Source organism: Myceligenerans cantabricum (assembly GCF_054777735.1).
Genome location: NZ_BAAHAJ010000011.1, coordinates 420,376 through 441,511, shown reverse-complemented (window position 1 = coordinate 441,511; position 21,136 = coordinate 420,376). Strand labels below are relative to the sequence as shown.

The following is a 21,136-nucleotide window of genomic DNA, read 5'->3' as shown; positions in this document are numbered from 1 at the left end:
GACGCCGCCGGACCCCACTTCACAGGAAGCCCTCAAACACCAGTTTGAGGGCTTCCTCCATTTACACACACAGGCCGAGGGGTCCTGCACTCATCACGGTGCAGGGCCCCTCGGCCCATGGTGCTGCTCACGCACAGCCTCCTGGACGGCTACGCGTTCTCCCAGGCGTCCTCGGCCTTGACGAGGTCCCGGATCTCCGGCGGGAGCCCGTCGGAGACGAGCGCCGCAAGGGTGACCTCCTCCAGGACGATCCGGACGTTGGCGCGCAGCGCCACCCAGACCTGGAGCAGCTGCGCGGCCGGCCCCTGATACTCGAGGTCGGACGGACGCGTGCCGCGCACGAACACGAGTGGGCCGTCGACGGCCCGGATCACGTCGGCGATGGTCACTTTTTCCGGGGATCGGGCGAGCCGGTAGCCGCCGCCGGCGCCCCGCTGGCTGACGACGAGACCGTCCCGGCGCAGGTCGCTCAGGATTCCTTCGAGAAACCGATAGGGGATGCCCTGCGCGCTGGCGAGCGCCTCGGCGCGCACGGGGGCGTGGTGGTCTGCGGCCGCCAGCTCGGCGGCGGCGCGTACGGCGTAGTCGGCGCGGGCTGAGATCCTCATAACCGTATTGTTCACCGGAATAGGCGGGTTGCGCACACAGTGTGCTGCGGGGTGTGCGACACGCTCCGCAGTGCGGGCCCTGGATGCCGGCGCCGAGGCCCCGACGCCGCGGACGCGGAGCTGCCGTGGACGCGACAGCCACCCTGGAGACGAAGGCCACCCTGGAGACGGAGCAAAAACCCGATCAATCTGAAGTGCTTGTATCCGACCGGAGTGGTGGGTTATTCTCGTCCTGTCCGACGCGCGCCTCCTGTCGCGGCGGACCCTCACCTGGAGTCACAACCATGAGAACCCTCATCCTGCTCGCGCTGGTAGGTCTCGGCGCCCAGCTCGTCGACGGCAGCCTCGGTATGGCGTACGGCGTCACGTCGACGACGCTGCTGCTCGCGATCGGCACCAACCCGGCCGCGGCGTCGGCCACCGTGCATCTTGCGGAGATCGGCACGACGCTCGCGTCGGGGGCATCGCACTGGAAGTTCGGGAACGTGGACTGGCGGGTCGTCGCGAAGATCGGGATCCCGGGCGCCGTGGGTTCCTTCGTGGGCGCGACTTTCCTCTCGTCGCTCTCCACCGACGTGGCCAAGCCGGTGATGTCGCTGATCCTCCTCTCGCTGGGTCTCTACGTGCTCCTGCGGTTCACCGTGCAGGGCCTGCCGACCCGATCGGAGAAGCCGCTTCGCAGGCGGTTCCTCACCCCGCTCGGACTGGTGGGCGGGTTCATGGACGCGACCGGGGGCGGCGGCTGGGGGCCGGTCGGCACGCCGGCGCTGCTCGCGAGCGGCCGGATGGAGCCGCGCAAGGTGATCGGCACGATCGACACGTCAGAGTTCTTCGTCGCGGTCGCGGCCAGCATCGGCTTCCTGATCGGTCTGTCCGGGGAGGGCGTCGACGTCGGCTCGGTGCTCGCGCTGCTCGTCGGCGGCCTCGTCGCGGCACCGATCGCCGCCTGGCTGGTACGGCACGTCCCGCCGCGCGTGCTCGGATCGATGGTGGGCGGCGTCATCGTGCTGACCAACACCAGGACCCTCCTCGGCAGCGGCTGGGTCAGCGCGTCCGGCGTGACCGAGATCCTCGTCTACGCGGCGATCTGGATCGGCTGGGCCGCCGCGGTCACCTGGTCCTTCCGGGCGTACCGGATCGACCGGAAGGCCGCGGCCGACGTCGCGCCCGCAGGGGAGCCGGAGGCACCGAGCCGGGTCGCGGCGCCATGATCCGACCGCCCTATCGTGTGTTCATGAGCACCGATCGTGTCGCCGTCATCACCGTGTCGGACCGTTGTGCCCGTGGCGAGGCCGAGGACCGCTCCGGGCCGCTCCTGGTCGGCCTCCTCAAGGAGGACGGCGCCGATGACGTCGTCTCCCGGACCGTGCCTGACGGCGCCGACTCCGTCCGCGACGCCATCCGGTGGGCGCTCGACGAGGGCGCCCGCCTGATCCTGACCACCGGCGGGACCGGCGTCACGCCGCGCGACCGCACCCCCGAGGGGACGCGCGACCTGCTCGAGGAGGAGCTCCCCGGGATCGCCGAGGCGATCCGGTCCCGCGGTGCGGGCGCCGGCGTTCCGAGTGCGGTCCTGTCGCGGGGTCTCGCCGGGACCGTCCGGATGCCCGACGGGGACCGGCGCGCGCTCGTCGTCAACCTGCCCGGGTCCACGGGCGGTACGCGTGACGGCGCCGCGGTCGTCCTCCCGTTGTGGCCACACATCCGTGACCAGCTCGACGGCGGCGACCATCCCGCACCGACGACGCTGTAGCGGTCAGCCGCCCGCGAAGGGCGGGAGGACGTCCACCGTGGAGCCGTCGGGGACCGGGGCGTCGTCCGCCGTCGTCCGGGCGCCGGCCACCAGCAGGGCGCACCGCGACAGGACGTCGCCCAGGCCCGCTCCGTGGCGCGAGGTCAGGTCGGCGCGGAGGGCGGCCGCCGTCGTCGGGCCCGGGAGGTCCTCCGTGGCGACGCCGGCCGCTTCGCGGGCGCCGGCGAAGTAGCGGACCTGGATCATTGCTGCTCCGTTCCCGGACGAACCCAGTCGCCCGACTTGCCGCCCGTCTTGCGGACGAGCCGCACGTCGGCGAGCGACACCGACTTGTCCAGGCCCTTGACCATGTCGACCACCGCGAGCCCCGCCACCGACACCGCCGTCAGGGCCTCCATCTCCACGCCGGTGCGGTCCGCGGTGCGGACGGTCGCGGTGATGTCGACGCCGTCGTCCGTCACGACGAGGTCCACCACCGCGCCGTGCACGCCGATCACGTGGGCCAGGGGCAGGAGCTCCGCGGTGCGCTTGGCGGCGGCGATGCCCGCGATGCGGGCGACCGCGAGCACGTCGCCCTTGGGGACGTCACCGGACCGGAGCGCCGCGACGACGCCGGGCCCGCAGGCGACACGACCGGTCGCGGTCGCGGACCGCACGGTGGGTTGCTTGGCGGTGACGTCGACCATGCGGGCCTCGCCACGGTCGTCGAGATGAGTGAAAGTCACGTGTCCAGGGTAGAAGACCACCGGGCCGCCACGGCGCCGTCCCGAGCACGCGCGGGGTGGCGTGGGTGGCCCGGTCGGTCCGTCGGTGAGTGATCGGCAGATTGAACGACCGATCACTCACCGACGGACCGACCGAGCCGGTGTGCTCGGGTGCGGTGTCTGTCCCGGTCAGATCGCGCGGGACGTCGAGCGGGCCGCGATGCGGGCCACGGCCCGCTGCGCGCCCTTCGCCGCGACCCGCTTGGCCAGGACAGCTGTCGCGGCGGCGGCCGCGGCGAACACCGTCGCCTGCACCATGTCGAGCTCTGGATCGTCGGGCTTGGTCGGGGCTTCCTTACCGGTCACCTTCTTCCAGATCAGTCCCAGCGCCTTCTGCGCCGCCCATCCGGCGGCGAAGGTGAGGGCGATCGTGCCGACCTTCACCGCAAGTGTCGGTTCCGTCTCATTCTCGGCCACGTACCCACCGTAGCGGCATCCGTGTCGGCCAGCAGCGGTAGGCTGCCGAGAACAAACGACAGGGGAGCCCCCACCAGACGTGTGGGCGCTGAGAGTGCGGTCCGCCGCAGACCCTTGAACCTGATCCGGTTAGCACCGGTGGAGGAAGTCGAAAGGACCCCCTCATGACCATTTTCTGCCGCACGGCGGTGACCGCGGCGTCCGCCGCGACCGCGCTGCTGCTCACAGGATGCACGGGGCAGCCCGACAGCGAGGAGTCCGCCGGGCAGCCGGACACCGTCACGCTCGTCACGCACGACTCCTTCGCGCTGAGCGACGGCATCCTCGAGAGGTTCGAGAAGGAGTCCGGGCTCACCGTCGAGGTGAACACCGCCGGCGATGCCGGCACGCTCGCGAACCAGCTCGTGCTGACCAAGGACGCGCCGGTCGGCGACGTCGTCTTCGGCATCGACAACACGTTCGCGTCGCGCGTCACGGACGAGGACGTGATCGCGGGCGACCTGCTGCAGGTCGACCGGGGCGACGTCTGCATCAACGCCGACAAGGAATGGTTCGCCGAGCAGAGCCTCAAGATCCCCGAGACCCTCGAGGAGCTCGCCGCCCCCGAGTACCAGGGCCTGCTCGTCGTGACGAACCCGGCGACGTCGTCCCCGGGCCTCGCCTTCCTGCTGGCCACGGTCGACGAGTTCGGCGACACCGGGTTCGGCGACTACTGGGGCGCCCTGCGCGGCAACGACGTCAAGGTCGTCGACTCCTGGGAGGACGCCTACTACGTCGACTTCTCCGGCGGTGACGGGGAGGGTGACCGCCCCCTCGTGCTGTCGTACTCGACCTCCCCGGCCGCCACGGTCGGCGACGACGGCAGGTCCACCACCAGCGCCCTCCTCAAGACCTGCTTCCGCCAGGAGGAGTACGCCGGCGTGCTGGAGGGCACCGACAACAGCGAGGGCGCCAGCGAGCTGGTGAGCTTCCTGCTGTCGGACCCGGTGCAGGAGGATCTGCCGACCTCGATGTACATGTACCCGGTCAGCGACCGCACCAAGCTCCCCGAGGGCTGGGCCGAGCACGCCCCGCTCGCACAGGACCCGTACGAGCTGGAAGCGGACGAGATCGCGGAGAACCGCGACGAGTGGATCGAGGCGTGGACCGCGATCGTGCTGGGCTGAGGCTCCGTGGAGGCGCCGTCCGGCGAGGCGCCGTCCGGCGGGGGATCGTCTGGCGAGGGGTCGTCTGGGGCGTGGTCGCGCTCGTCCCGCTGCTGTTCGTGGGGCTGTTCTTCGCGTGGCCCGTCGCGACGCTGGTCGCCCGGGGCTTCGTCGACGACGGCGCGCTCGACCTGTCCGGGTTCGCCGACGTCCTCAGCCGCCCGCGCACCTGGCGCCTCATCGGGCTGACGCTCGCCCAGTCCCTCCTCGGGACCGTCTTCTCGCTGCTCCTCGGCCTACCCGTCGCGTTCCTGCTCTACCGCCGCAGCTTCCTCGGGCGCACGCTGCTGCGCGGCCTGGTCACGGTCCCGTTCGTGCTGCCCACCGTCGTGGTCGGGGTGGCGTTCCGCAGCCTGTTCGTGCCCGGCGGCGCGCTCGGCTTCATCGGCCTGGAGGAGACTCTGGGCGGGATCGTCGTCGCGCTCGTGTTCTTCAACCTGTCCGTCGTCGTGCGCACGGTGGGCGGGCTGTGGGAGCGGCTCGACCCGCGCGCCGAGCAGGCTGCCGGAGCGCTCGGCGCCTCGCCGCTCCGGGTGTGGTGGACGGTCACGCTGCCGTCGCTCGGGCCCGCGCTGGTCTCGGCCGCGTCGGTGGTGTTCCTGTTCTGCGCGACGTCCTTCGGTGTCGTCATGGTGCTCGGCGGCCCGCGGTACGGGACCATCGAGACGGAGATCTGGGAGCGCACCACCCAGTTCCTCGACCTGCGCTCGGCGGCCGTCCTGTCGATCCTGCAGCTCGTGGTCGTCGCCACCGCCCTCGCCGTGTCCGCGCGCACCCGCGGCCGGCGCGAGGCCGCTCTGCACCTGGTCAGCGACCGGTGGTCGGCCCGGGCGCTCACCCGCTCGCCCGCCGACACGGCCGCCGTGGCGGCGACGGCCGCCGTCGTCGGCGGGCTGATCCTGCTTCCGCTCGGCGGACTCGTGCTGCGGTCCTTCCGCGGGCCCGACGGCGACCTCGGGCTCGCCAACTACGTCGCGCTCGGTTCCACCGCGGGCAACACGCTGAACGTCACTGTGTGGGAGGCGCTCGGCAACTCGCTGCGGACCGCCACCTGGGCGTGCGTGACCGCGCTGGTCGTGGGCGGGCTCGTCGCGCTGCTCGTGTCGCGCCGGCCGGGCGGGGCCGGGACGCGGAGGGCCGTGTCCCTCCTGGACGGGCTGTTCATGCTGCCCCTCGGGGTGTCGGCGGTGACCGTGGGCTTCGGCTTCCTCATCACCCTCGACCAGCCCTTCGGTGTCCAGTACGACCTGCGTACCTCCGCCGCGCTCGTGCCGATCGCCCAGGCCGTCGTCGCCGTGCCGCTCGTGGTGCGCACCGTCCTGCCCGTGCTGCGGGCCATCGACCCGCGCCTGCGCGAGGTCGCCGGAACCCTCGGAGCGAGCCCCGGTGCCGTGCTGCGTACGGTGGACCTGCCCCTCGCCGCCCGATCGCTCGGGCTGGCCGTCGGGTTCGCGTTCGCCGTGTCGCTCGGGGAGTTCGGCGCGACGTCCTTCCTCGTACGGCCGCAGAGCGACACCCTGCCCGTCGTGATCTTCCGGCTCATCGGGCGGCCCGGGGCCGAGAACTACGGGATGGCGCTCGCGGCGTCGGTGGTGCTGGCCGGGCTCACGGCGATGGTGATGATGCTGGCGGAGCGCCTGCGAGGCGATCATGGCGGAGGGGAGTTCTGATGGGCTCGACAGGTTCGACCACCGGGTCCGAGGGCCTGGCCACCGGTCCAGGAGCCGGTGGCGGGCTCGCCGTGCGCGACGTCGTCGTCCGCTACGAGAAGACGGCCGGCGGGCTGCGGCGCCGTGCGCGAGCGACCACGACCGCCGTCGACCACGTCTGCCTCGACGTGGGCCGCGGCGAGATCGTCGCGCTGCTCGGGCCGAGCGGGTGCGGCAAGTCGTCGCTCCTGCGCGCCGTCGCAGGGCTGGAGCCGCTCGTGGGCGGCACGGTGACGTGGGACGACGGCGACCTGGCCGGTGTGCCGGTGCACCGCCGCCAGTTCGGCCTGATGTTCCAGGACGGCCAGCTCTTCCCGCACCGGGACGCCGGGCGCAACGTCGCGTACGGGCTCGAGGCGCAGCACCTGCCCGGGCGGGAGCGTGCCGCACGGGTCGTGGACCTGCTGGACCTGGTCGGGCTCGCGGGCTACGAGCGGCGCCGGGTGGCCACGCTGTCCGGGGGAGAGCGGCAGCGGGTCGCGCTCGCGAGGGCGCTCGCACCGCGTCCGCGACTGCTGCTCCTCGACGAGCCGCTGTCCGCGCTGGACCGCCGCCTGCGGGAGCGCCTGGCCGCCGACGTCCGCCGGGTCCTGCGGGAGACGGGGACGACGGCGCTCTTCGTCACCCACGACCACGACGAGGCCTTCGCGGTGGCGGACCGCGTCGGCGTCATGTTCGCCGGGCGCCTGCTCCAGGTCGCCCCGCCGGACGAGCTCCGCGAGAAGCCGGCCACGGCGGAGGTCGCGGAGTTCCTGGGCGGCTGACCGCCGAGTGGGGGCGCGCCCTCGGACCGACTCCGCCCCGGCCGCCGTCGGACAGTAGGTTTGTGCACATGCGCACCGAGCTTGCACAGCAGCCTGTCGACGCCACGACCACGTCCGCCTGGGGCGATCTCACCCGGCTCTCCGGGGGCCTGGAGCCGGACCTGCGGGGCTGGTTCGAGACCGACCCCGGACGGGCCGACCGGTTCGCGTTCCAGGCTGCCGACCTGTACGTGGACCTGTCCAAGAACCTGCTGACCGACGACGTCCTGGCAGCGCTCGTCGCCCTCGCCGAGCAGACGGGCGTCGCCGCACGCCGGGACGCGATGCTGGCCGGCGAGCACATCAACGTCACCGAGGACCGTGCCGTCCTCCACACCGCGCTGCGCCGGCCCCAGGGTGCGGCTCCCGCGCTGCGCGTGGACGGCCAGGACGTCGACACCGACGTGCGCACCGAGCTCGACCGCGTCTACGCCTTCGCCCGGAAGGTGCGGTCGGGCGAGTGGACCGGCGTGACGGGCGAGAAGGTCCGCACGATCGTGAACATCGGCATCGGCGGCTCGGACCTCGGCCCCGTCATGGCGTACGAGGCGCTGGAGCCGTACGTCGCCGCAGGGCTCGAGTGCCGGTTCGTCTCGAACATCGACCCGACCGACGTCGCGCAGAAGACCGCGGACCTCGACCCCGCCACCACCCTCTTCATCGTGGCCTCGAAGACCTTCGGCACGCTGGAGACCCTCACCAACGCGCGGCTCGCGCGCGACTGGCTGTGGCGCTCGCTGGTGGCCTCGGGTGCGATCGAGGACACCGAGACCGGCCGGGCCGACGCCGTCGCGAACCACTTCGTCGCCGTCTCCACGGCGCTCGACAAGGTCGCGGCGTTCGGCATCGACACCGACAACGCCTTCGGGTTCTGGGACTGGGTGGGCGGCCGGTACTCGCTCGACTCGGCGATCGGGACGTCGCTGGCGATCGCCGTCGGCCCGGAGCGGTTCGCCGAGCTGCTCGCCGGCTTCCACGCGATGGACGAGCACTTCGCCACGGCTCCGCTCGCGCAGAACGTGCCGGTCCTGATGGGCCTGCTGAACGTCTGGTACACGAACTTCCACGACGCGCACACGCACGCCGTCCTGCCGTATGCGCAGCAGCTGCACCGCTTCCCGGCCTACCTGCAGCAGCTCACCATGGAGTCCAACGGCAAGTCGGTGCGCTGGGACGGCTCGCCCGTCACGACCGGCACCGGCGAGGTCTTCTGGGGCGAGCCCGGCACCAACGGGCAGCACGCGTTCTACCAGCTCATCCACCAGGGCACGCGGCTGGTCCCGGCGGACTTCATCGCCGTCGCCAACCCCGCGTACGGCTTGGCCGACCCGGTGGGCGACGGCAAGGCCGTCCAGCCCGGCGCGGACGTGCACGGGCTGTTCCTCGCGAACTTCTTCGCGCAGACGAAGGCGCTGGCCTTCGGCAAGACGGCGGACGAGGTCCGCGCCGAGGGCACGGCCGAGGAACTGGTGTCGGCCCGCGTGTTCAGCGGCAACCGGCCGACGACGTCGGTCCTCGCGCCAGCGCTCACGCCGTCCGTGCTGGGCCAGCTCGTGGCGCTCTACGAGCACATCACGTTCGTGCAGGGCGTCGTGTGGGGGATCGACTCGTTCGACCAGTGGGGTGTCGAGCTGGGCAAGAAGCTGGCCCTGGAGATCGCCCCGGCGGTGACGGGCGACGAGACGGTCCTGGCGGCCCAGGACGCCTCGACGGCCGCCCTCATCACCAGGTACCGCACCCTCCGCGCCTGACGACCGCCGAGCGGCCGGCCCCGTCGACGGGGCCGGCCGGGTGGGGTCAGGCGTTGGCTGCCCAGGGGAGGTTTGCCGTGCCGCCGCCCGGGAGGAACGCGGCGCGGGCGCGCTGCATGACCCAGAGCAGGGCCTGGCGCTGGTTCTCGAGCTCGGCCGGCTCCGCCGCGGCGTGCTCGGCCCGCTCGTGCAGGATCGCGAGCTCGGTCGCGGCCTGCTGGTACTCGCGCATCGCGTCCGCCGCTGCCCGGCCGCCGCGCGAGGCCGCCCACTCGCGCGCGGCCTTGCGGGCCTTCAGCGAGCTGAGCATCTGCACGTCCACCGTCGCGACCACGCCGGTGGGGATGTACTTCGGCAGGTAGTGGTGGATCAGCCCGACGAGCCGGCGACGTTCCCGCCGCACCGTCACGATCAGCACGATCATCACGACGAGGCCGATCAGGTACGCGGACGCCAGGCCGCCGATGCCGCGGGATGACGCCGCGTTCCACAGGCTGTGCAGGGCGATCGCCCCGGCCAGGCCGATCAGCGGCGCCGCGAACCGCAGCATGCCGGGCCGGCTCATCGCCGCGACCGCGACGCCGATCCCGGTCATGGCGGTGCACAGCGGGTGCAGCAGCGGCGCGACGACCGCGCGCATCAGGAACACGAAGCCGAGCTGCCCCGCGTCGGAGGCCTGGATGAAGTAGGTGATGTTCTCGGTGGCGGCGAAGCCGAGCCCGACCATCGACGCGTAGATGATCCCGTCGGTGACGCCGTTGACCTCGTGGCGGCGGAACCAGAGCATGCCGAACAGCACGAAGGCCTTGAGCACCTCCTCCACGATCGGCGCGCCGACCACCGCCGTCCAGTACCAGCCGTCGTCGGTGCTGACGAGCAGGTCGGTGACGACCACGAAGTTCAGGGTGTTCAGCACCAGCGCCACCAGCGCGGCGACACCGGCACCCCAGAGGAACGCGAGGACCAGGGCGTTCTTGGGCTCCGGTTCCATCCGGTCCAGGGCGAGGATCGCCGGCAGCCAGATCCCGAGCGGGAGCAGGGCGAGCAGCAGCCCCACGATGAACGACGCGCCGCCGTTCATGGCGTCGAAGGCGAGCACGAGGATCAGGCACAAGGACGAGAACGCGATGGCCACGATGACCCCGGCGGGAGCACGGCCTGGTGGGCGTCCCTGAAGGATCGCACTCGGGTCGACGGTCATGGACGCAGAGCCTAGTGAAAGGTGCGTACCCGGGGCGACCCCTGCTCACGGGTAGCCTGTCGTCCGTGCAGAACGTCGCCCTCGAGCTGGCAGTCCAAGACCCCGCAGGCGCGCGGATCGCGTCCGACGTCGGCGCCCGGCGCGTGGAGCTGTGCTCCGCCCTCGGTGCGACCGGCGGTATCACGCCCAGCGCGGCCCTGATCGAGGCGGCGATCGACGCCGCGGCGGTCGTGCCCGAGTCGGCCGGCGCCCCGCTCCTGGAGGTCCACGTCCTCGTGCGGCCGCGGCCGGGCGGGTTCGTCTGGTCGGCCGAGGAGCTCGCCCTCATGGTCCGCGAGGTGATCCTGTCCGTGGACGCGGGTGCCGACGGCGTCGTCGTCGGCGCGCTCACGCCCGACGGGAAGGTGGCGGAGGACGCGGTCCGCGCGCTGGTCGCGGCCGCCGGTGACGCGGAGGTGACGTTCCACCGGGCGCTCGACGCCGTCCCCGACCCGCTCGCCGCCCTCGAGGTGCTGACCGACCTGGGCGTGACGCGCGTCCTGACGTCGGGCGGCGCGGCCCGGGCGGCCGAGGGCGTGGAACGCCTCGCGCAGCTCGCGGAGCGCAGCGCCGACCTGGGCGTGGAGATCATGGCGGGCGGCGGTGTCCGGCCCGAGGACGTCCCGGCCCTGGCCGTCGCCGGCGTCGACGCGGTCCATCTCAGCGCGAGGCGTGCCGTCGCCGAGGACGGCGGACCGGGCGGCGGTGACGCCGGCGGCTACGAGGTCACCGACGCCGATGTCGCCCGGGCAGCCGCGGAGGCGGTCCGCGAGCTCCAGCTGAAGTAGCGCCTGGCGCGGTGGCTTCCCCGGTGGGCCGGCTCCGCGGTCCGGACCCGGACGCCGACAGGCCGCCGACTCGCGCGAAGGGCCCGCCGGTCCGGTCTCCTGGTCGCAACCAGGATGCCGGCCCGGCGGGCCCTTCCCGACGCTCAGGCGGCCGCCGTCACGCGCCCGCCGTCACGCCGTCGCCGTCAGGAGATGCCCGGCGGGGTGAGGCGGATCAGGGCGATCTTGTCGTCCTTCAGCGTCTTCTTGACGGTGAGCGTCGTGCCGTAGCCGACACCGTCGTCCACCGGGTTGCCGGTCCCGGCCGGGGCGGGGAAGCCGAAGTCCTCTCCGTACCAGTCGGGCAGCGGGTTCCCGTCCGCGTCGACGATCCGGAAGGAGTACGGCTGGTTCCCGTACGACGGCACCGTGACCGACGCGTCGTTGTCCCGGTAGAACAGGCCCTCGTCGTTCACCTCGATGCCCGGGTACCAGCCCTGGTCGTCCGTGAACGTCCGCACCGGGGGCAGGCGCCCGAAGTCGGTGCAGAACTCCTCGGTCAGGTCGTCGTCGGCCACGATGCACTCCGTGAACGGTGACGTCCGCCGGAGTCCGAACGCGGCGTTCGACGACTGCGGGCGCGACGCCAGGTTCTTCAGCGCAGACGTGTCCGGCTCCGCGGACGCGTCACGGCGCAGCGGGTCGAAGTGGCTGTCCGCGATGAGCAGGCCGCCCTTCGCGCCGAGGCTCGGCAGGGCGCTCAGGTTGGCCGTGACGTGGTTGGTGCCCCCGTACGTCGTGTCCCGGTACCAGACCAGCATGCCGGGCGCGTTGTACGCGAACTTCTCGACCTTCCAGGCCTCGCTCAGCGGAGCCGCGTAGGTGGAGTCGTAGGCGTGCTCCAGGCCCTCGTCGAACCCGTCCGTGTTGCGCCACTCCACCAGGTAGTAGTGCGCCTGCGTGGAGGACCCGGAGTCGGCGTGCCACCCCTGGCCCGTGCTGTCCACCCAGGTGGACACCTCGTTGGTCCAGCCGTTGTCACCCGACTCGGTGTCGTCGGACCACACGGTCTCGCCGTCGACCACGAGCGCGAAGTCGTCCGCGAACCAGCCGCGCTCCAGGAACGCGGCGTCGGTCGCGTACCGCAGGCGCAGGTCCACGGTGGAACCGGCGTACGCCGACAGGTCGACGAAGTGCTGCGCCCAGCCGCCGCTGGTGCCGGTCAGGGCGTACTGCTTGCCCCCGAAGTCGCCCAGCCGGCCGTTCGGGTCGCCGTAGGCGTCGCCGGTGGTGACCTCGGCCCCGGACTCGTCGTAGACCTTCACCTCGTCCCAGGTCGTGCCGCCGTCGGTGGAGAGCTCGACGAAGCCGTAGTCCCAGTCCTCCTCGATGATGTAGTCGTTCCACATCGAGAACGTCGCCTCGGTGCCGGCCGGCACCTCGACGCTCCGGGACAGCCGCACGTCCGCCCAGTCCTGGTCGGCTCCGGTGTACCAGGAGTTCTCGCCCGAGTGCGGCTCCGTGAGGAACAGGTCCTTGTCCGGCAGGTTGATCTTGATGCCGTCCTGGGTGCCCACGAGCGGGCGCGAGTTCTGGCCGACGGCGACCGTCCGCGCGCGGTCGCCCGGGTCGATCTCCAGCGGGTCGGCCCAGCCGAGGACGTACTTGTCCCAGACGCTCATGTGCGTCGGCATCGACTGGAAGATCGGGCCCGAGTGCGAGCCGGAGCTCATCAGGTCCCAGAAGTCGACGTCGGAGTCGCCGTTCCCGGAGGTGTCGTACAGGTCCGGGAGGCCCAGGTCGTGGCCGTACTCGTGCGCGAACACGCCCACGCCGGAGTCCTCCGGCTGCACGATGTAGTTCGACAGCTTCAGGTCGCTGCCCGGGATGTCCGCGCCGCCGGCCACGGCCGAGGAGTGCGCCCAGAGGGCGTAGGTCCCCTCGTCGCCGCCACCGCCGGACTTGTCGGCGCCCGCGTGCACGAGCACGACGTGGTCGATCACGCCGTCCGGCTCGTAGAGGTCGCCGTCACCGTCCCGGTCGCTCTGGTCCTCGACGTCGTAGTCCGCCCACGGGAAGTCGGGGTCGGTCGCGGCGAGCGCGGCGACCGCGTCGATCGGGAGCTGACCCGCGCCGAGCGGGTTGTCGGGGTGCCCCTGCATGCCCTGGTAGGCACCGGCCTCCCACTCGCCCTCGTCGTTGAGGAAGCAGCGGGTGGCGCCGTAGTAGCCCTCGGAGTGCGGCACGGTGACCCAGGGGGTCGCCTCGCCGGTGACGGTGTAGGCGCCGTGCGACATCTCCTCGTACATGTTCTTCATCGTGTAGCCGGAGATGTCGAAGCCGGCGCGGCCGTCGGGGCCCGTGAGGTCGGTGCGCACGCGGTCGGTGATGCCGTCGTCGGTGAAGAGCATCTGGTTGAAGTGCTCGGAGGAGAAGTCCTCGACCCACATCGAGTTGTTGTCCTCGAGCTCCATCGTGCCCGGGTCCGGCAGGTTGTTGTGCTTCGGGCCGCTCTGGACGTTGCCCGGCATGCACTCGGACGAGCCCCAGTAGGTCGGGACCATCGAGTCGGTGAAGTCGTCCTCGACCTCGTCGTCGAACTCGACCAGGATCGTCAGGAGCTTGGCCTCCTGAGTGGTCCTCGACTCCTTGTACCTCGGCTTCTTGTGCCCGTGCTTCTTCCCGTGATGCTTGCCGTGCTTGCCCTGCTTGACGGCCTTGCTGCCGGCCGCCGCGGCACGTGCGGCGCGGTTCTCGCGGACCTCGGCAGGGCTGGTGCCCTGCTCGATGGCCTCGGCCTCCGCCGCGGCGAGCTGCTCGGCGGTCGCGGGGTTGCCGCCCGCATACTTGGCCTCGAGCTCCTCGGACGCGGCCTGGACGTCGGGGTCGACGGTCCGTCCGGTGTCTCCGGGCGCGTGCTCGATGACGCGGCCGTCCTGCGTGATCTGGAGGTCGGTGCCGACGTCCGGCTGGACCTGAGCCTCTGCGTAGTTGACGAAGTGCTCGGAGGCGCCGATCTCGGGTGTCGGGGCGGGCTCGGCCGTCGCGCTGCCCGGAGCAGTCGCCAGGGTGGCGACGGTCAGGGCGACGACGGGCAGGGTAGCCACCGTGCACCGCGCGACGCGGGTGATTTTGGGTGTCATGGGTCACACCGAACCAGAACTGTGACATATCTGTGAAGAGGGACAGGAGAATTTCATCCCCTCAAGGGCGTGCGACGATCTCCGCATGCCCTACGAGATCCGCCCCGTCCGCGCCGCCGAGTGGCGCGAGATCCGCGACCTCCGCCTGGGGGCGCTGCAGGACGAGCTCGCCCCCCTGGCGTTCGTCACCACGTACGAGGAGGAAGCCGCCCGCACCGACGGGTTCTGGCAGGACCGCGCCAGGACCTCGTCCGTCGACGCCGGGCCGACGGCGGCCGCCCGGCAGTTCGTCGCGGTGTCCGACACCGGGCAGTGGGCGGGCACCACCGTCGCGCTGATCGAGCACGCGGGGGCGCGGGACTTCGAGGGCAAGCAGATCGAGCACGACGGCGCGCACGTCGTCGGCGTCTATCTCCGTCCCGAGCACCGGGGGTGCGGTGTCATCGACGCGCTGTTCGACGCCGCCCTCGGCTGGGTCCGCGAGCTGCGCCTGGACCGGGCCCGGCTGTACGTGCACCGGGACAACCCCCGCGCGCAGGGCGCCTACCGGCGCCTCGGGTTCGCCGAGACCGGCGCGAGCTTCGTCGGCACCATGGGCCCGGAGCTCGAGATGGCCCGCAGGCTCTGAGGCCGACGTCACGCGGGCCACTGCGCCGCCCCGCGCCGTGACCTTCGTCGCGGGAGGGGTCCGATGCGATGATGCTGGCATGACCTCAGCCACCTCCGCCGACGTCGTCGGGCGCCTCACCCTGGAGCAGAAGGCCCGGCTCGTCGGTGGAGCCTCGTACTGGACCACCACCGACCTGCCGAACGCGCCCGCCGTGCACCTCGCGGACGGACCGCACGGGGTGCGCCGCCTCCACCCCGCGAACGGTGCGGTCACCGGGGCCGAGCCGGCCACCTGCTTCCCGCCCGCGATCGCCCTCGGTGCGACGTTCGACCTCGCGCTCGCCGAACGCGTCGGCGCCGCGATCGGCGCGGAGGCGCGGGAGAAGGGCGTCGGCGTGGTGCTCGGGCCCGGCGTGAACATCAAGCGCTCACCGCTGTGCGGCCGGAACTTCGAGTACGTGTCCGAGGACCCGCTGCTCGCCGGGCACGTCGGCAGCGCGCTCGTGCGCGGCATCCAGTCCGCCGGCGTCGGCGCGTGCGTCAAGCACTTCGTCGCGAACGACCAGGAGACCGAGCGCCTGCGCGTCTCTGCCGACATGGACGAGCGCACCCTCCGCGAGATCCACCTGCGGCCGTTCCAGCGCGTGGTCACCGAGGCCCGGCCGTGGACCGTGATGAGCTCCTACAACCGCGTCAACGGCACCTACGTCGGCGAGGACCCGCGCCTGCTCACCGGGGTGCTGCGCGACGAGTGGGGGTTCGACGGGCTCGTCATGTCCGACTGGGTCGCCGTGCACGACCGTGTCGCGGCACTGCGCGCCGGACTCGACCTGGAGATGCCCGCGCCCGGCGAGGCGCGCGTCCGCCAGCTCCTGGACGCGGTGAGGTCCGGCGACCTCCCCGAGGCCGACGTCGACCGCGCCGCCGGGCGCGTCGTCGCCCTGGCACGGCGGGTCCGCGACACCGAGGGTGCGGACGACGCCACCGACATCGTCGAGCACCGCGAGCTCGCCCGCGAGGCCGCCGGACGCGCGATCGTGCTCCTCAAGAACGAGCCCGTCGACGAGCCCGCCCCGCTGCTCCCGCTCGCGCGGGACGCCCGGATCGCCGTCGTCGGCGAGCTCGCCCGCACCCCTCGCTACCAGGGCGCCGGATCCTCCCAGGTCGTCCCCACCCGCCTGGACGACGCCCTCACCGCCCTCACCGAGGACTACCCGGACCTCGCGTTCGCCCCCGGATACTCGCTCGGCCACACGGCCGGCGACGAGACGGCGCTCGCGGCCGAGGCCGTCGCCGAGGCGAGCGACGCGGACGTCGTCCTCTTCTTCGCCGGCCTGCCCGAAGACGCCGAGGCGGAGGGCCGCGACCGCACCCACATCGACCTGCCCACGGTCCAGACGGACCTGCTCGGGTCCGTGCTCGACGTGAACCCGCGGGTGGTCCTCGTGCTGTCCAACGGCTCCGTCGTGCGGCTCCCGTTCGCGGACCGCGTCCCCGCGATCGTCGAGGGCTGGCTGCTGGGCCAGGCGGGCGGCCCGGCCACCGCCGACGTCCTCACCGGCCGCGTCAACCCGTCCGGGCGGCTGTCCGAGACGATCCCTCACCGGCTCGCCGACACCCCCGCCTACCTGGACTTCCCCGGCGAGGACCTGCACGTGCGCTACTCGGAGGGCGTGTTCGTCGGCCACCGCTGGTACGACGCCCGCGACATGGACGTGAGCTTCGCGTTCGGCCACGGGCTGTCGTACACGACGTTCGGCTACGCCGGCCTCACGGCGACGACCACCGACGACGGCCTGCGCGTCACCCTCACCGTGACGAACACCGGCGACGTGACCGGCCGCGAGGTCGTGCAGTGCTACGTGGGCCGCGACACGTCGGCCGTGGCGCGGCCCCCGCGCGTGCTGGCGGCGTTCGACGTCGTCGAGCTGGAGCCCGGCGAGTCGCGGCCGGTCGAGCTGACCGTGCCCGCGGCCGACCTGGCGCACTGGAGCGTGCGCGACGGCGGCTGGGTCACCGAGGGCGGCACGTGGCGGATCGACGTCGGCGCGTCGAGCCGCGACCTGCGGGTGTCGGGCCGCGCCGAGATCGTCGGCGACGACGTCCCGCGTCCCCTCACCGCCGGGTCGACGCTGCGGGAGGCGGTCGCGGACCCGGCCGTGGGCCCGCTCGTGGCCGGCCCGCTCGCGGCCATGGACGAGGACGTCCGGGAGATGGCGCTCGCGATGCCGGTGGGCCGGATACCGTTCGTGCCCGGCTCCGAGGTGAGCGAGAAGCAGCTCGCGGAGCTCATCTCCCTCTCGGACGGCTCGGCGAGCCGCTTCAGGCGGACCGCGGCGCGGGTGCTGGGGACGATCTCGTCGCGCCGGCGGCACGGGACGCGGTGACGCGGCGCCGGTCGGGGTTGCTACGGTTCTGATGCACACCGCCGTGCCGACCCGAGGAGGCTGACCGCGTGCTGCAGCCCGAGCACCACGCCCGCCCGCGCTCGCGGAGCATGCTGCTCCGCGTCACCCTCGTGCTGCTCGCCGGGATCGCGGCGATGATCCTCGTCAACCCGTCCGGCACGGACTTCGACGACCCCGTCGAGATCCCGGGCGGGAGGCCACCGGCCGTCGAGCTGGTGCCCTTCCGGCCCTGAGGCTGCCCGGCGCGAGCGCACGCGGTGCTGCAGGGTCACCGTGGCGGCACCGCCCGGCCGGCGGCGGCGCGGTGCCGGATCAGCCTGCCGGCGGCGGTGCGGTGCTGGCGCGCTCGACGAGGCGCGTGGGCAGACGCGTGTGGTGCCCGGTGCGGGGCGCGTCGCTGTCGATCAGTGCGACGACCATGCGCAGCGCCTCGGCGCCCATCTCGCGCAGCGGCTGGGCGACCGTGGTCAGCGACGGGTGTGCGGCGGCGGCTTCGGGCACGTCGTCGTACCCGACCACCGAGAGATCCTCCGGGACCCGGATCCCCAGCTCCTGGGCGACCTCCACGACGTGCAGCGCGGACAGGTCGTTCGCGGCGAAGACGGCCGTCGGCCGGTCCGGCCGGTCGAGGAGCTCGTGCGCGGGGCGGTCGGACAGGTCAGGGCGGTACCCGCCGGTGAGGACCAGGCTCGGGTCCACGGTGAGGCCGGCGTCGCTCATCGCCTGGCGGTAGCCGAGCTCGCGGAGCCGGGCCGACTCGAGGTCGCGGCGGCCGCCGAGGTGCCCGATGCGGGTGTGGCCGAGGCCGATGAGGTGCTCGGTGGCCATGCGGGCGCCGGCGAGGCTGTCCGAGTCCACGGTGGCCGGTCCCGTCGGGCCGGTGTGCGGGTCGATGGCGACGACCGGGACGCCCTCGTTCATGGGGACCTGGACGGTGGGCGTGACGATCACGGCGCCGTCGATCAGGGTGCCGCCGAGGCGGGACAGCGAACGCCGCTCCCAGCCCACGCGGTCCGAGGTGTCGCCGCCGCCGGAGTAGGCGAGCAGCTCGTAGCCCGTGCCCTCGACGGCCTTCGAGATCGCCTTGAGGAGCTCGGTGCTGAACGGTTCGAACTCGGCGACGAGCACCCCGATCACGTTGGTGCGCCGCCGCCGGAGGCTGCGGGCCACCAGGGACGACTCGTACCCGAGCTGCTCGACGACCTCGAGGACGCGGCTCGCCGTCGTCTGCGCGACGCCGTAGCGGCCGTTGACCACCTTGGACACCGTGGCGACCGACACGCCGGCCGCACGGGCGACGTCGGTGATCGTGACGCGGCCGGGGCGCAGAGCGCCACTCCCGGTGTTCTCGTCCGGCCTGTCGCCTGACGGCACGCCGGAAGAAGTCGACGTCGCTGTCGCCGCCACATCGTTTTCCGCCCCGGCTCTACCGGGAAAATTCGTACCGCTCTGCACGAAGGAGACACTACCTTGACTACGGGAATGCTTCGCGCCGAGGTGAAGCGTTTTGAAAACGTTATCGACAACGTTTGACGCCGACATGTGTCACCTGTCACTCTCCTTGGTGACAGACTCATCCTGTCGACTCCGTCGAAGAAGACCAAGGGGTTCTGAACCATGACTAGGACGAAGCGAAGCGCGGCCCTGATCGCGCTCGGCTCAGCTGTCGCCCTCGTTGCGACCGCGTGTGTCGGTCAAGGCGGTGGCAGCGGCGGCGGTGGCGGCGGCAGCGAGAACGCCGACGCGGACACCATCACCTGGTGGCACAACTCGAACACCGGCGAGGGCAAGGCGTACTACGACCAGCTCGCCGCGGATTTCGAGACCGAGACCGGTGTCGCGGTCGAGGTCAGTGCGATGCAGCACGAGGACATGCTGACCAAGCTGCAGGCGGCGTTCCAGTCCGGCAACGACGAGCAGATCCCGGACGTGTACATGAGCCGGGGAGGCGGCGAGCTCCAGGCGGAGGTCGACGCCGGCCTGGTGCGGGACCTCACCGACGACGCGTCGGACGTGATCACCGAGATCTCCGCCTTCACCGACCAGTACACGGTTGACGACAACGTTTACGCCCTGCCGTACTCCATGGGTATCGTGGGCTTCTGGTACAACGAGGACCTCTTCGCGGACGCGGGGATCGACGACGTGTCGCCGAACCCGACCGTCGAGGAGTTCTACGACTACGTCGACGCGCTGGAGCAGGCGGACATCACGCCGCTCTCGGTCGGTGCCAAGGACCTGTGGCCCGCCGCGCACTACTGGTACTACGGCGTGGTCCGCGAGTGCTCGTTCGAGACCGTCGAGGCCGCCATCGCGGACAAGGACTACTCGGACCCCTGCTTCGTCAAGGCCGGCGAGCAGGTCGAGGACATCATCGCGAAGGACCCGTTCAACAAGGGATTCCTCTCCACCGGCGCGCAGGACGGGCCGACGTCGGCCTCCGGCCTGCTCGCGACCGAGAAGGTCGCCATGGAGCTGGCCGGGCACTGGGAGCCGGGCGTGGCCGGCGGCCTCACCGAGGCCGGCGAGGTCCCGGAGTTCCTGAACTGGTTCGCCTTCCCGACGTTCGACGGCCAGGGTGGCGACCCGGCCGACCAGATGGGCGGCGGCGACGCCTGGTCCGTCTCGGCCGGCGCGCCCGACGCCGCGGTCGACTTCGCCGCGTTCCTCCTCTCGGACGAGGCGCAGACCGGTTTCGCCGAGCGCGACATGGGCCTGCCGACCAACCCGAACGCCACCGGCGCGCTGGCCGACCAGACGCTGGCGGGCCTCGTCGACGTGCGTGACAGCGGCGGCAACACGCAGCTGTACCTCGACACCCGGCTCGGCCAGTCGGTCGGCGGCGCCATGAACGACGCCATCGGCCTGATGTTCGCCGGCGAGGCCGGCCCGCAGGACGTCGTCGACGCGGTGCAGTCCGCAGCCGACAAGGAGTGAGCGGCGTGGCAGACGACGTGACCACGTCCGTGGCCGCCTCGCCTGCGGCGTCCCAGCCCGCACAGGGTTCCGCCGGCCGTGCCTCCGAGGCACGGCCGGCGGGCCCGGGCCGACGTCGTGGTGCGCGCTCGCAGCTGCGCAAGCGCCTGGAGATCGCGTTCTTCGTGGCGCCGGCCCTGGCGCTCTTCGCGCTGTTCGTCATCTGGCCGATCATCACGGCCGTCCAGCTCTCGGTGTACAAGTGGAAGGGCTTCGGCCCGCTGGTCGACTTCGTCGGCCTGCAGAACTACGTGGCCGTGCTGGGCGACGAGGTCTTCACCGGCGCGCTGGTGCACAACCTCGTCATCGTGTTCGCCTCCATCGCGATCCAGCTGCCGCTCGGTCTCGCGATCGCGCTGCTCCTGAACCGGAACATGTGGGCGCAGAGCGCGCTGCGCACGATCATCTTCGTGCCGTACGTGCTGGCGGAGGTCGTCGCCGGCGTCGTCTGGTTCCAGCTGTTGCAGCCGCAGTACGGCGTCGTGGACTCGATACTCGACGCGCTCGGGATCCAGGGGCCGGAGCAGGGGTGGCTCGGGGACCCGAGCCTCGCGCTCGGGACCCTCATGGTCGTGCTGACCTGGAAGTACCTGGGCCTGGCCGTCATCCTCTTCCTCGCCGGCCTGCAGGGCGTGCCGGGCGAGCTCTACGAGGCCGCGCAGCTCGACGGTGCCACGTGGTGGCAGGTGCAGCGCAAGATCACCATCCCCCTGCTCGGCCCGACGCTGCGCACCTGGGGCTTCCTGTCGATGATCGGCTCGCTGCAGCTCTTCGACATGGTGTGGATCCTCACGCGAGGCGGCCCCGCCAACGCGACCAGCACCATGGCGACCTTCCTCGTCAACGAGGGGACCCAGCGGCAGAACTTCGGCATCGCCGGCGCGGCGTCCGTCGTGCTCTTCGTCGTGGCCCTGTTCATGGCGGTCCTCTACCAGCAGCTGATCCTGCGGCGCGACACGCAGCCCGAGACGGGGAGGAAGTGA

At 72.2% G+C, this 21,136-nt stretch carries 19 protein-coding genes and 1 riboswitch; of the genes, 12 read left to right on the top strand and 7 right to left on the bottom strand.

Annotated elements, in window-relative coordinates; translation table 11 throughout:
* Nucleotides 1-149: 149 nt before the first annotated feature.
* Entirely contained in the window at nt 150-608 is a 459-nt protein-coding gene (locus ACYU96_RS16575; RefSeq protein ID WP_460755865.1) for an RrF2 family transcriptional regulator, read from the bottom strand.
* A 284-nt stretch (nt 609-892) separates the two neighbouring features.
* Here ACYU96_RS16575 and ACYU96_RS16570 point away from each other — a divergent pair, with 284 nt between their 5' ends.
* Nucleotides 893-1,819, top strand: a complete 927-nt coding sequence (locus ACYU96_RS16570) for a sulfite exporter TauE/SafE family protein (protein ID WP_460755862.1) — start codon at nt 893-895, stop codon at nt 1,817-1,819.
* Between the two features lie 23 nt (nt 1,820-1,842).
* Entirely contained in the window at nt 1,843-2,361 is a 519-nt protein-coding gene (locus ACYU96_RS16565) for a MogA/MoaB family molybdenum cofactor biosynthesis protein (RefSeq protein ID WP_460755859.1), read from the top strand.
* Nucleotides 2,362-2,364: 3 nt separating this feature from the next.
* Here ACYU96_RS16565 and ACYU96_RS16560 read toward each other — a convergent pair whose 3' ends face one another.
* The 3 genes from ACYU96_RS16560 to ACYU96_RS16550 all read right to left on the bottom strand — a co-directional run bounded on the left by ACYU96_RS16560 (nt 2,365) and on the right by ACYU96_RS16550 (nt 3,542).
* The gene (locus ACYU96_RS16560; RefSeq protein ID WP_460755857.1) at nt 2,365-2,607 is read right to left on the bottom strand and encodes a MoaD/ThiS family protein; all 243 of its coding nucleotides are present in this window, start codon (nt 2,605-2,607) and stop codon (nt 2,365-2,367) included.
* A complete protein-coding gene (gene moaC / locus ACYU96_RS16555) occupies nt 2,604-3,086 on the bottom strand; it encodes a cyclic pyranopterin monophosphate synthase MoaC (RefSeq protein ID WP_460755854.1) in 483 nt (160 codons plus the stop codon). The genes ACYU96_RS16560 and moaC overlap by 4 nt, the downstream gene beginning before the upstream one ends.
* A gap of 168 nt (nt 3,087-3,254) precedes the next feature.
* Nucleotides 3,255-3,542 (bottom strand): DUF4235 domain-containing protein, encoded by a 288-nt coding sequence (locus ACYU96_RS16550; RefSeq protein WP_460755852.1) that lies wholly within the window; start codon nt 3,540-3,542, stop codon nt 3,255-3,257.
* Between the two features lie 50 nt (nt 3,543-3,592).
* Nucleotides 3,593-3,706, top strand: a riboswitch (TPP riboswitch).
* Here ACYU96_RS16550 and ACYU96_RS16545 point away from each other — a divergent pair.
* From ACYU96_RS16545 to pgi, 4 genes are all read left to right on the top strand, one after another.
* A complete protein-coding gene (locus tag ACYU96_RS16545) occupies nt 3,707-4,708 on the top strand; it encodes a thiamine ABC transporter substrate-binding protein (protein WP_460755849.1) in 1,002 nt (333 codons plus the stop codon).
* Entirely contained in the window at nt 4,684-6,417 is a 1,734-nt protein-coding gene (locus tag ACYU96_RS16540) for an ABC transporter permease (protein WP_460755847.1), read from the top strand. The genes ACYU96_RS16545 and ACYU96_RS16540 overlap by 25 nt, the downstream gene beginning before the upstream one ends.
* On the top strand, nt 6,417-7,220 hold the full coding sequence (locus tag ACYU96_RS16535; RefSeq protein ID WP_460755844.1) for an ABC transporter ATP-binding protein: 804 nt from the start codon (nt 6,417-6,419) through the stop codon (nt 7,218-7,220). Before ACYU96_RS16540 ends, ACYU96_RS16535 begins: the two co-directional genes overlap by 1 nt.
* Nucleotides 7,221-7,288: 68 nt before the next feature.
* Nucleotides 7,289-9,010: a glucose-6-phosphate isomerase gene (pgi, locus tag ACYU96_RS16530; protein ID WP_460755842.1), complete on the top strand. Its 1,722-nt coding sequence runs from the start codon at nt 7,289-7,291 to the stop codon at nt 9,008-9,010.
* A gap of 46 nt (nt 9,011-9,056) precedes the next feature.
* Here pgi and ACYU96_RS16525 read toward each other — a convergent pair whose 3' ends face one another.
* The gene (locus tag ACYU96_RS16525; RefSeq protein WP_460755838.1) at nt 9,057-10,211 is read right to left on the bottom strand and encodes a PrsW family intramembrane metalloprotease; all 1,155 of its coding nucleotides are present in this window, start codon (nt 10,209-10,211) and stop codon (nt 9,057-9,059) included.
* A gap of 65 nt (nt 10,212-10,276) precedes the next feature.
* Between ACYU96_RS16525 and ACYU96_RS16520 the strand changes: the two genes are divergently transcribed.
* On the top strand, nt 10,277-11,038 hold the full coding sequence (locus ACYU96_RS16520; RefSeq protein WP_460755835.1) for a copper homeostasis protein CutC: 762 nt from the start codon (nt 10,277-10,279) through the stop codon (nt 11,036-11,038).
* A gap of 185 nt (nt 11,039-11,223) precedes the next feature.
* Here the strand turns inward: ACYU96_RS16520 and ACYU96_RS16515 are convergent, their stop codons facing one another.
* Entirely contained in the window at nt 11,224-14,160 is a 2,937-nt protein-coding gene (locus ACYU96_RS16515) for an immune inhibitor A domain-containing protein (RefSeq protein WP_460755832.1), read from the bottom strand.
* Between the two features lie 85 nt (nt 14,161-14,245).
* Between ACYU96_RS16515 and ACYU96_RS16510 the strand changes: the two genes are divergently transcribed.
* The 3 genes from ACYU96_RS16510 (at nt 14,246) to ACYU96_RS16500 (ending at nt 17,410) form a co-directional block, all read left to right on the top strand.
* Entirely contained in the window at nt 14,246-14,788 is a 543-nt protein-coding gene (locus ACYU96_RS16510; RefSeq protein WP_460755829.1) for a GNAT family N-acetyltransferase, read from the top strand.
* A 79-nt stretch (nt 14,789-14,867) separates the two neighbouring features.
* A complete protein-coding gene (locus ACYU96_RS16505; protein ID WP_460755826.1) occupies nt 14,868-17,156 on the top strand; it encodes a glycoside hydrolase family 3 C-terminal domain-containing protein in 2,289 nt (762 codons plus the stop codon).
* Nucleotides 17,157-17,224: 68 nt separating this feature from the next.
* The gene (locus tag ACYU96_RS16500; RefSeq protein WP_460755823.1) at nt 17,225-17,410 is read left to right on the top strand and encodes a hypothetical protein; all 186 of its coding nucleotides are present in this window, start codon (nt 17,225-17,227) and stop codon (nt 17,408-17,410) included.
* A 79-nt stretch (nt 17,411-17,489) separates the two neighbouring features.
* On the opposite strand, the gene ACYU96_RS16495 is transcribed toward ACYU96_RS16500, so the two are convergent.
* A complete protein-coding gene (locus ACYU96_RS16495; protein ID WP_460755821.1) occupies nt 17,490-18,551 on the bottom strand; it encodes a LacI family DNA-binding transcriptional regulator in 1,062 nt (353 codons plus the stop codon).
* 243 nt (nt 18,552-18,794) lie between these two features.
* On the opposite strand from ACYU96_RS16495, the gene ACYU96_RS16490 reads away from it, so the two are divergent.
* A complete protein-coding gene (locus tag ACYU96_RS16490) occupies nt 18,795-20,114 on the top strand; it encodes an ABC transporter substrate-binding protein (RefSeq protein ID WP_460755818.1) in 1,320 nt (439 codons plus the stop codon).
* Between the two features lie 5 nt (nt 20,115-20,119).
* Nucleotides 20,120-21,136 (top strand): carbohydrate ABC transporter permease, encoded by a 1,017-nt coding sequence (locus ACYU96_RS16485; protein WP_460755814.1) that lies wholly within the window; start codon nt 20,120-20,122, stop codon nt 21,134-21,136.

Excerpts from the sequence above, each read along its gene's own strand:
- ACYU96_RS16575 (WP_460755865.1), bottom strand. The coding sequence starts at position 608 with ATGAGGATCTCAGCCCGCGCCGACTACGCCGTACGCGCCGCCGCCGAG.
- ACYU96_RS16570 (WP_460755862.1), top strand. The coding sequence starts at position 893 with ATGAGAACCCTCATCCTGCTCGCGCTGGTAGGTCTCGGCGCCCAGCTC.
- ACYU96_RS16565 (WP_460755859.1), top strand. The coding sequence starts at position 1,843 with ATGAGCACCGATCGTGTCGCCGTCATCACCGTGTCGGACCGTTGTGCC.
- ACYU96_RS16560 (WP_460755857.1), bottom strand. The coding sequence starts at position 2,607 with ATGATCCAGGTCCGCTACTTCGCCGGCGCCCGCGAAGCGGCCGGCGTC.
- ACYU96_RS16545 (WP_460755849.1), top strand. The coding sequence starts at position 3,707 with ATGACCATTTTCTGCCGCACGGCGGTGACCGCGGCGTCCGCCGCGACC.
- ACYU96_RS16535 (WP_460755844.1), top strand. The coding sequence starts at position 6,417 with ATGGGCTCGACAGGTTCGACCACCGGGTCCGAGGGCCTGGCCACCGGT.
- pgi (WP_460755842.1), top strand. The coding sequence starts at position 7,289 with ATGCGCACCGAGCTTGCACAGCAGCCTGTCGACGCCACGACCACGTCC.
- ACYU96_RS16525 (WP_460755838.1), bottom strand. The coding sequence starts at position 10,211 with ATGACCGTCGACCCGAGTGCGATCCTTCAGGGACGCCCACCAGGCCGT.
- ACYU96_RS16515 (WP_460755832.1), bottom strand. The coding sequence starts at position 14,160 with ATGACACCCAAAATCACCCGCGTCGCGCGGTGCACGGTGGCTACCCTG.
- ACYU96_RS16510 (WP_460755829.1), top strand. The coding sequence starts at position 14,246 with ATGCCCTACGAGATCCGCCCCGTCCGCGCCGCCGAGTGGCGCGAGATC.
- ACYU96_RS16505 (WP_460755826.1), top strand. The coding sequence starts at position 14,868 with ATGACCTCAGCCACCTCCGCCGACGTCGTCGGGCGCCTCACCCTGGAG.
- ACYU96_RS16490 (WP_460755818.1), top strand. The coding sequence starts at position 18,795 with ATGACTAGGACGAAGCGAAGCGCGGCCCTGATCGCGCTCGGCTCAGCT.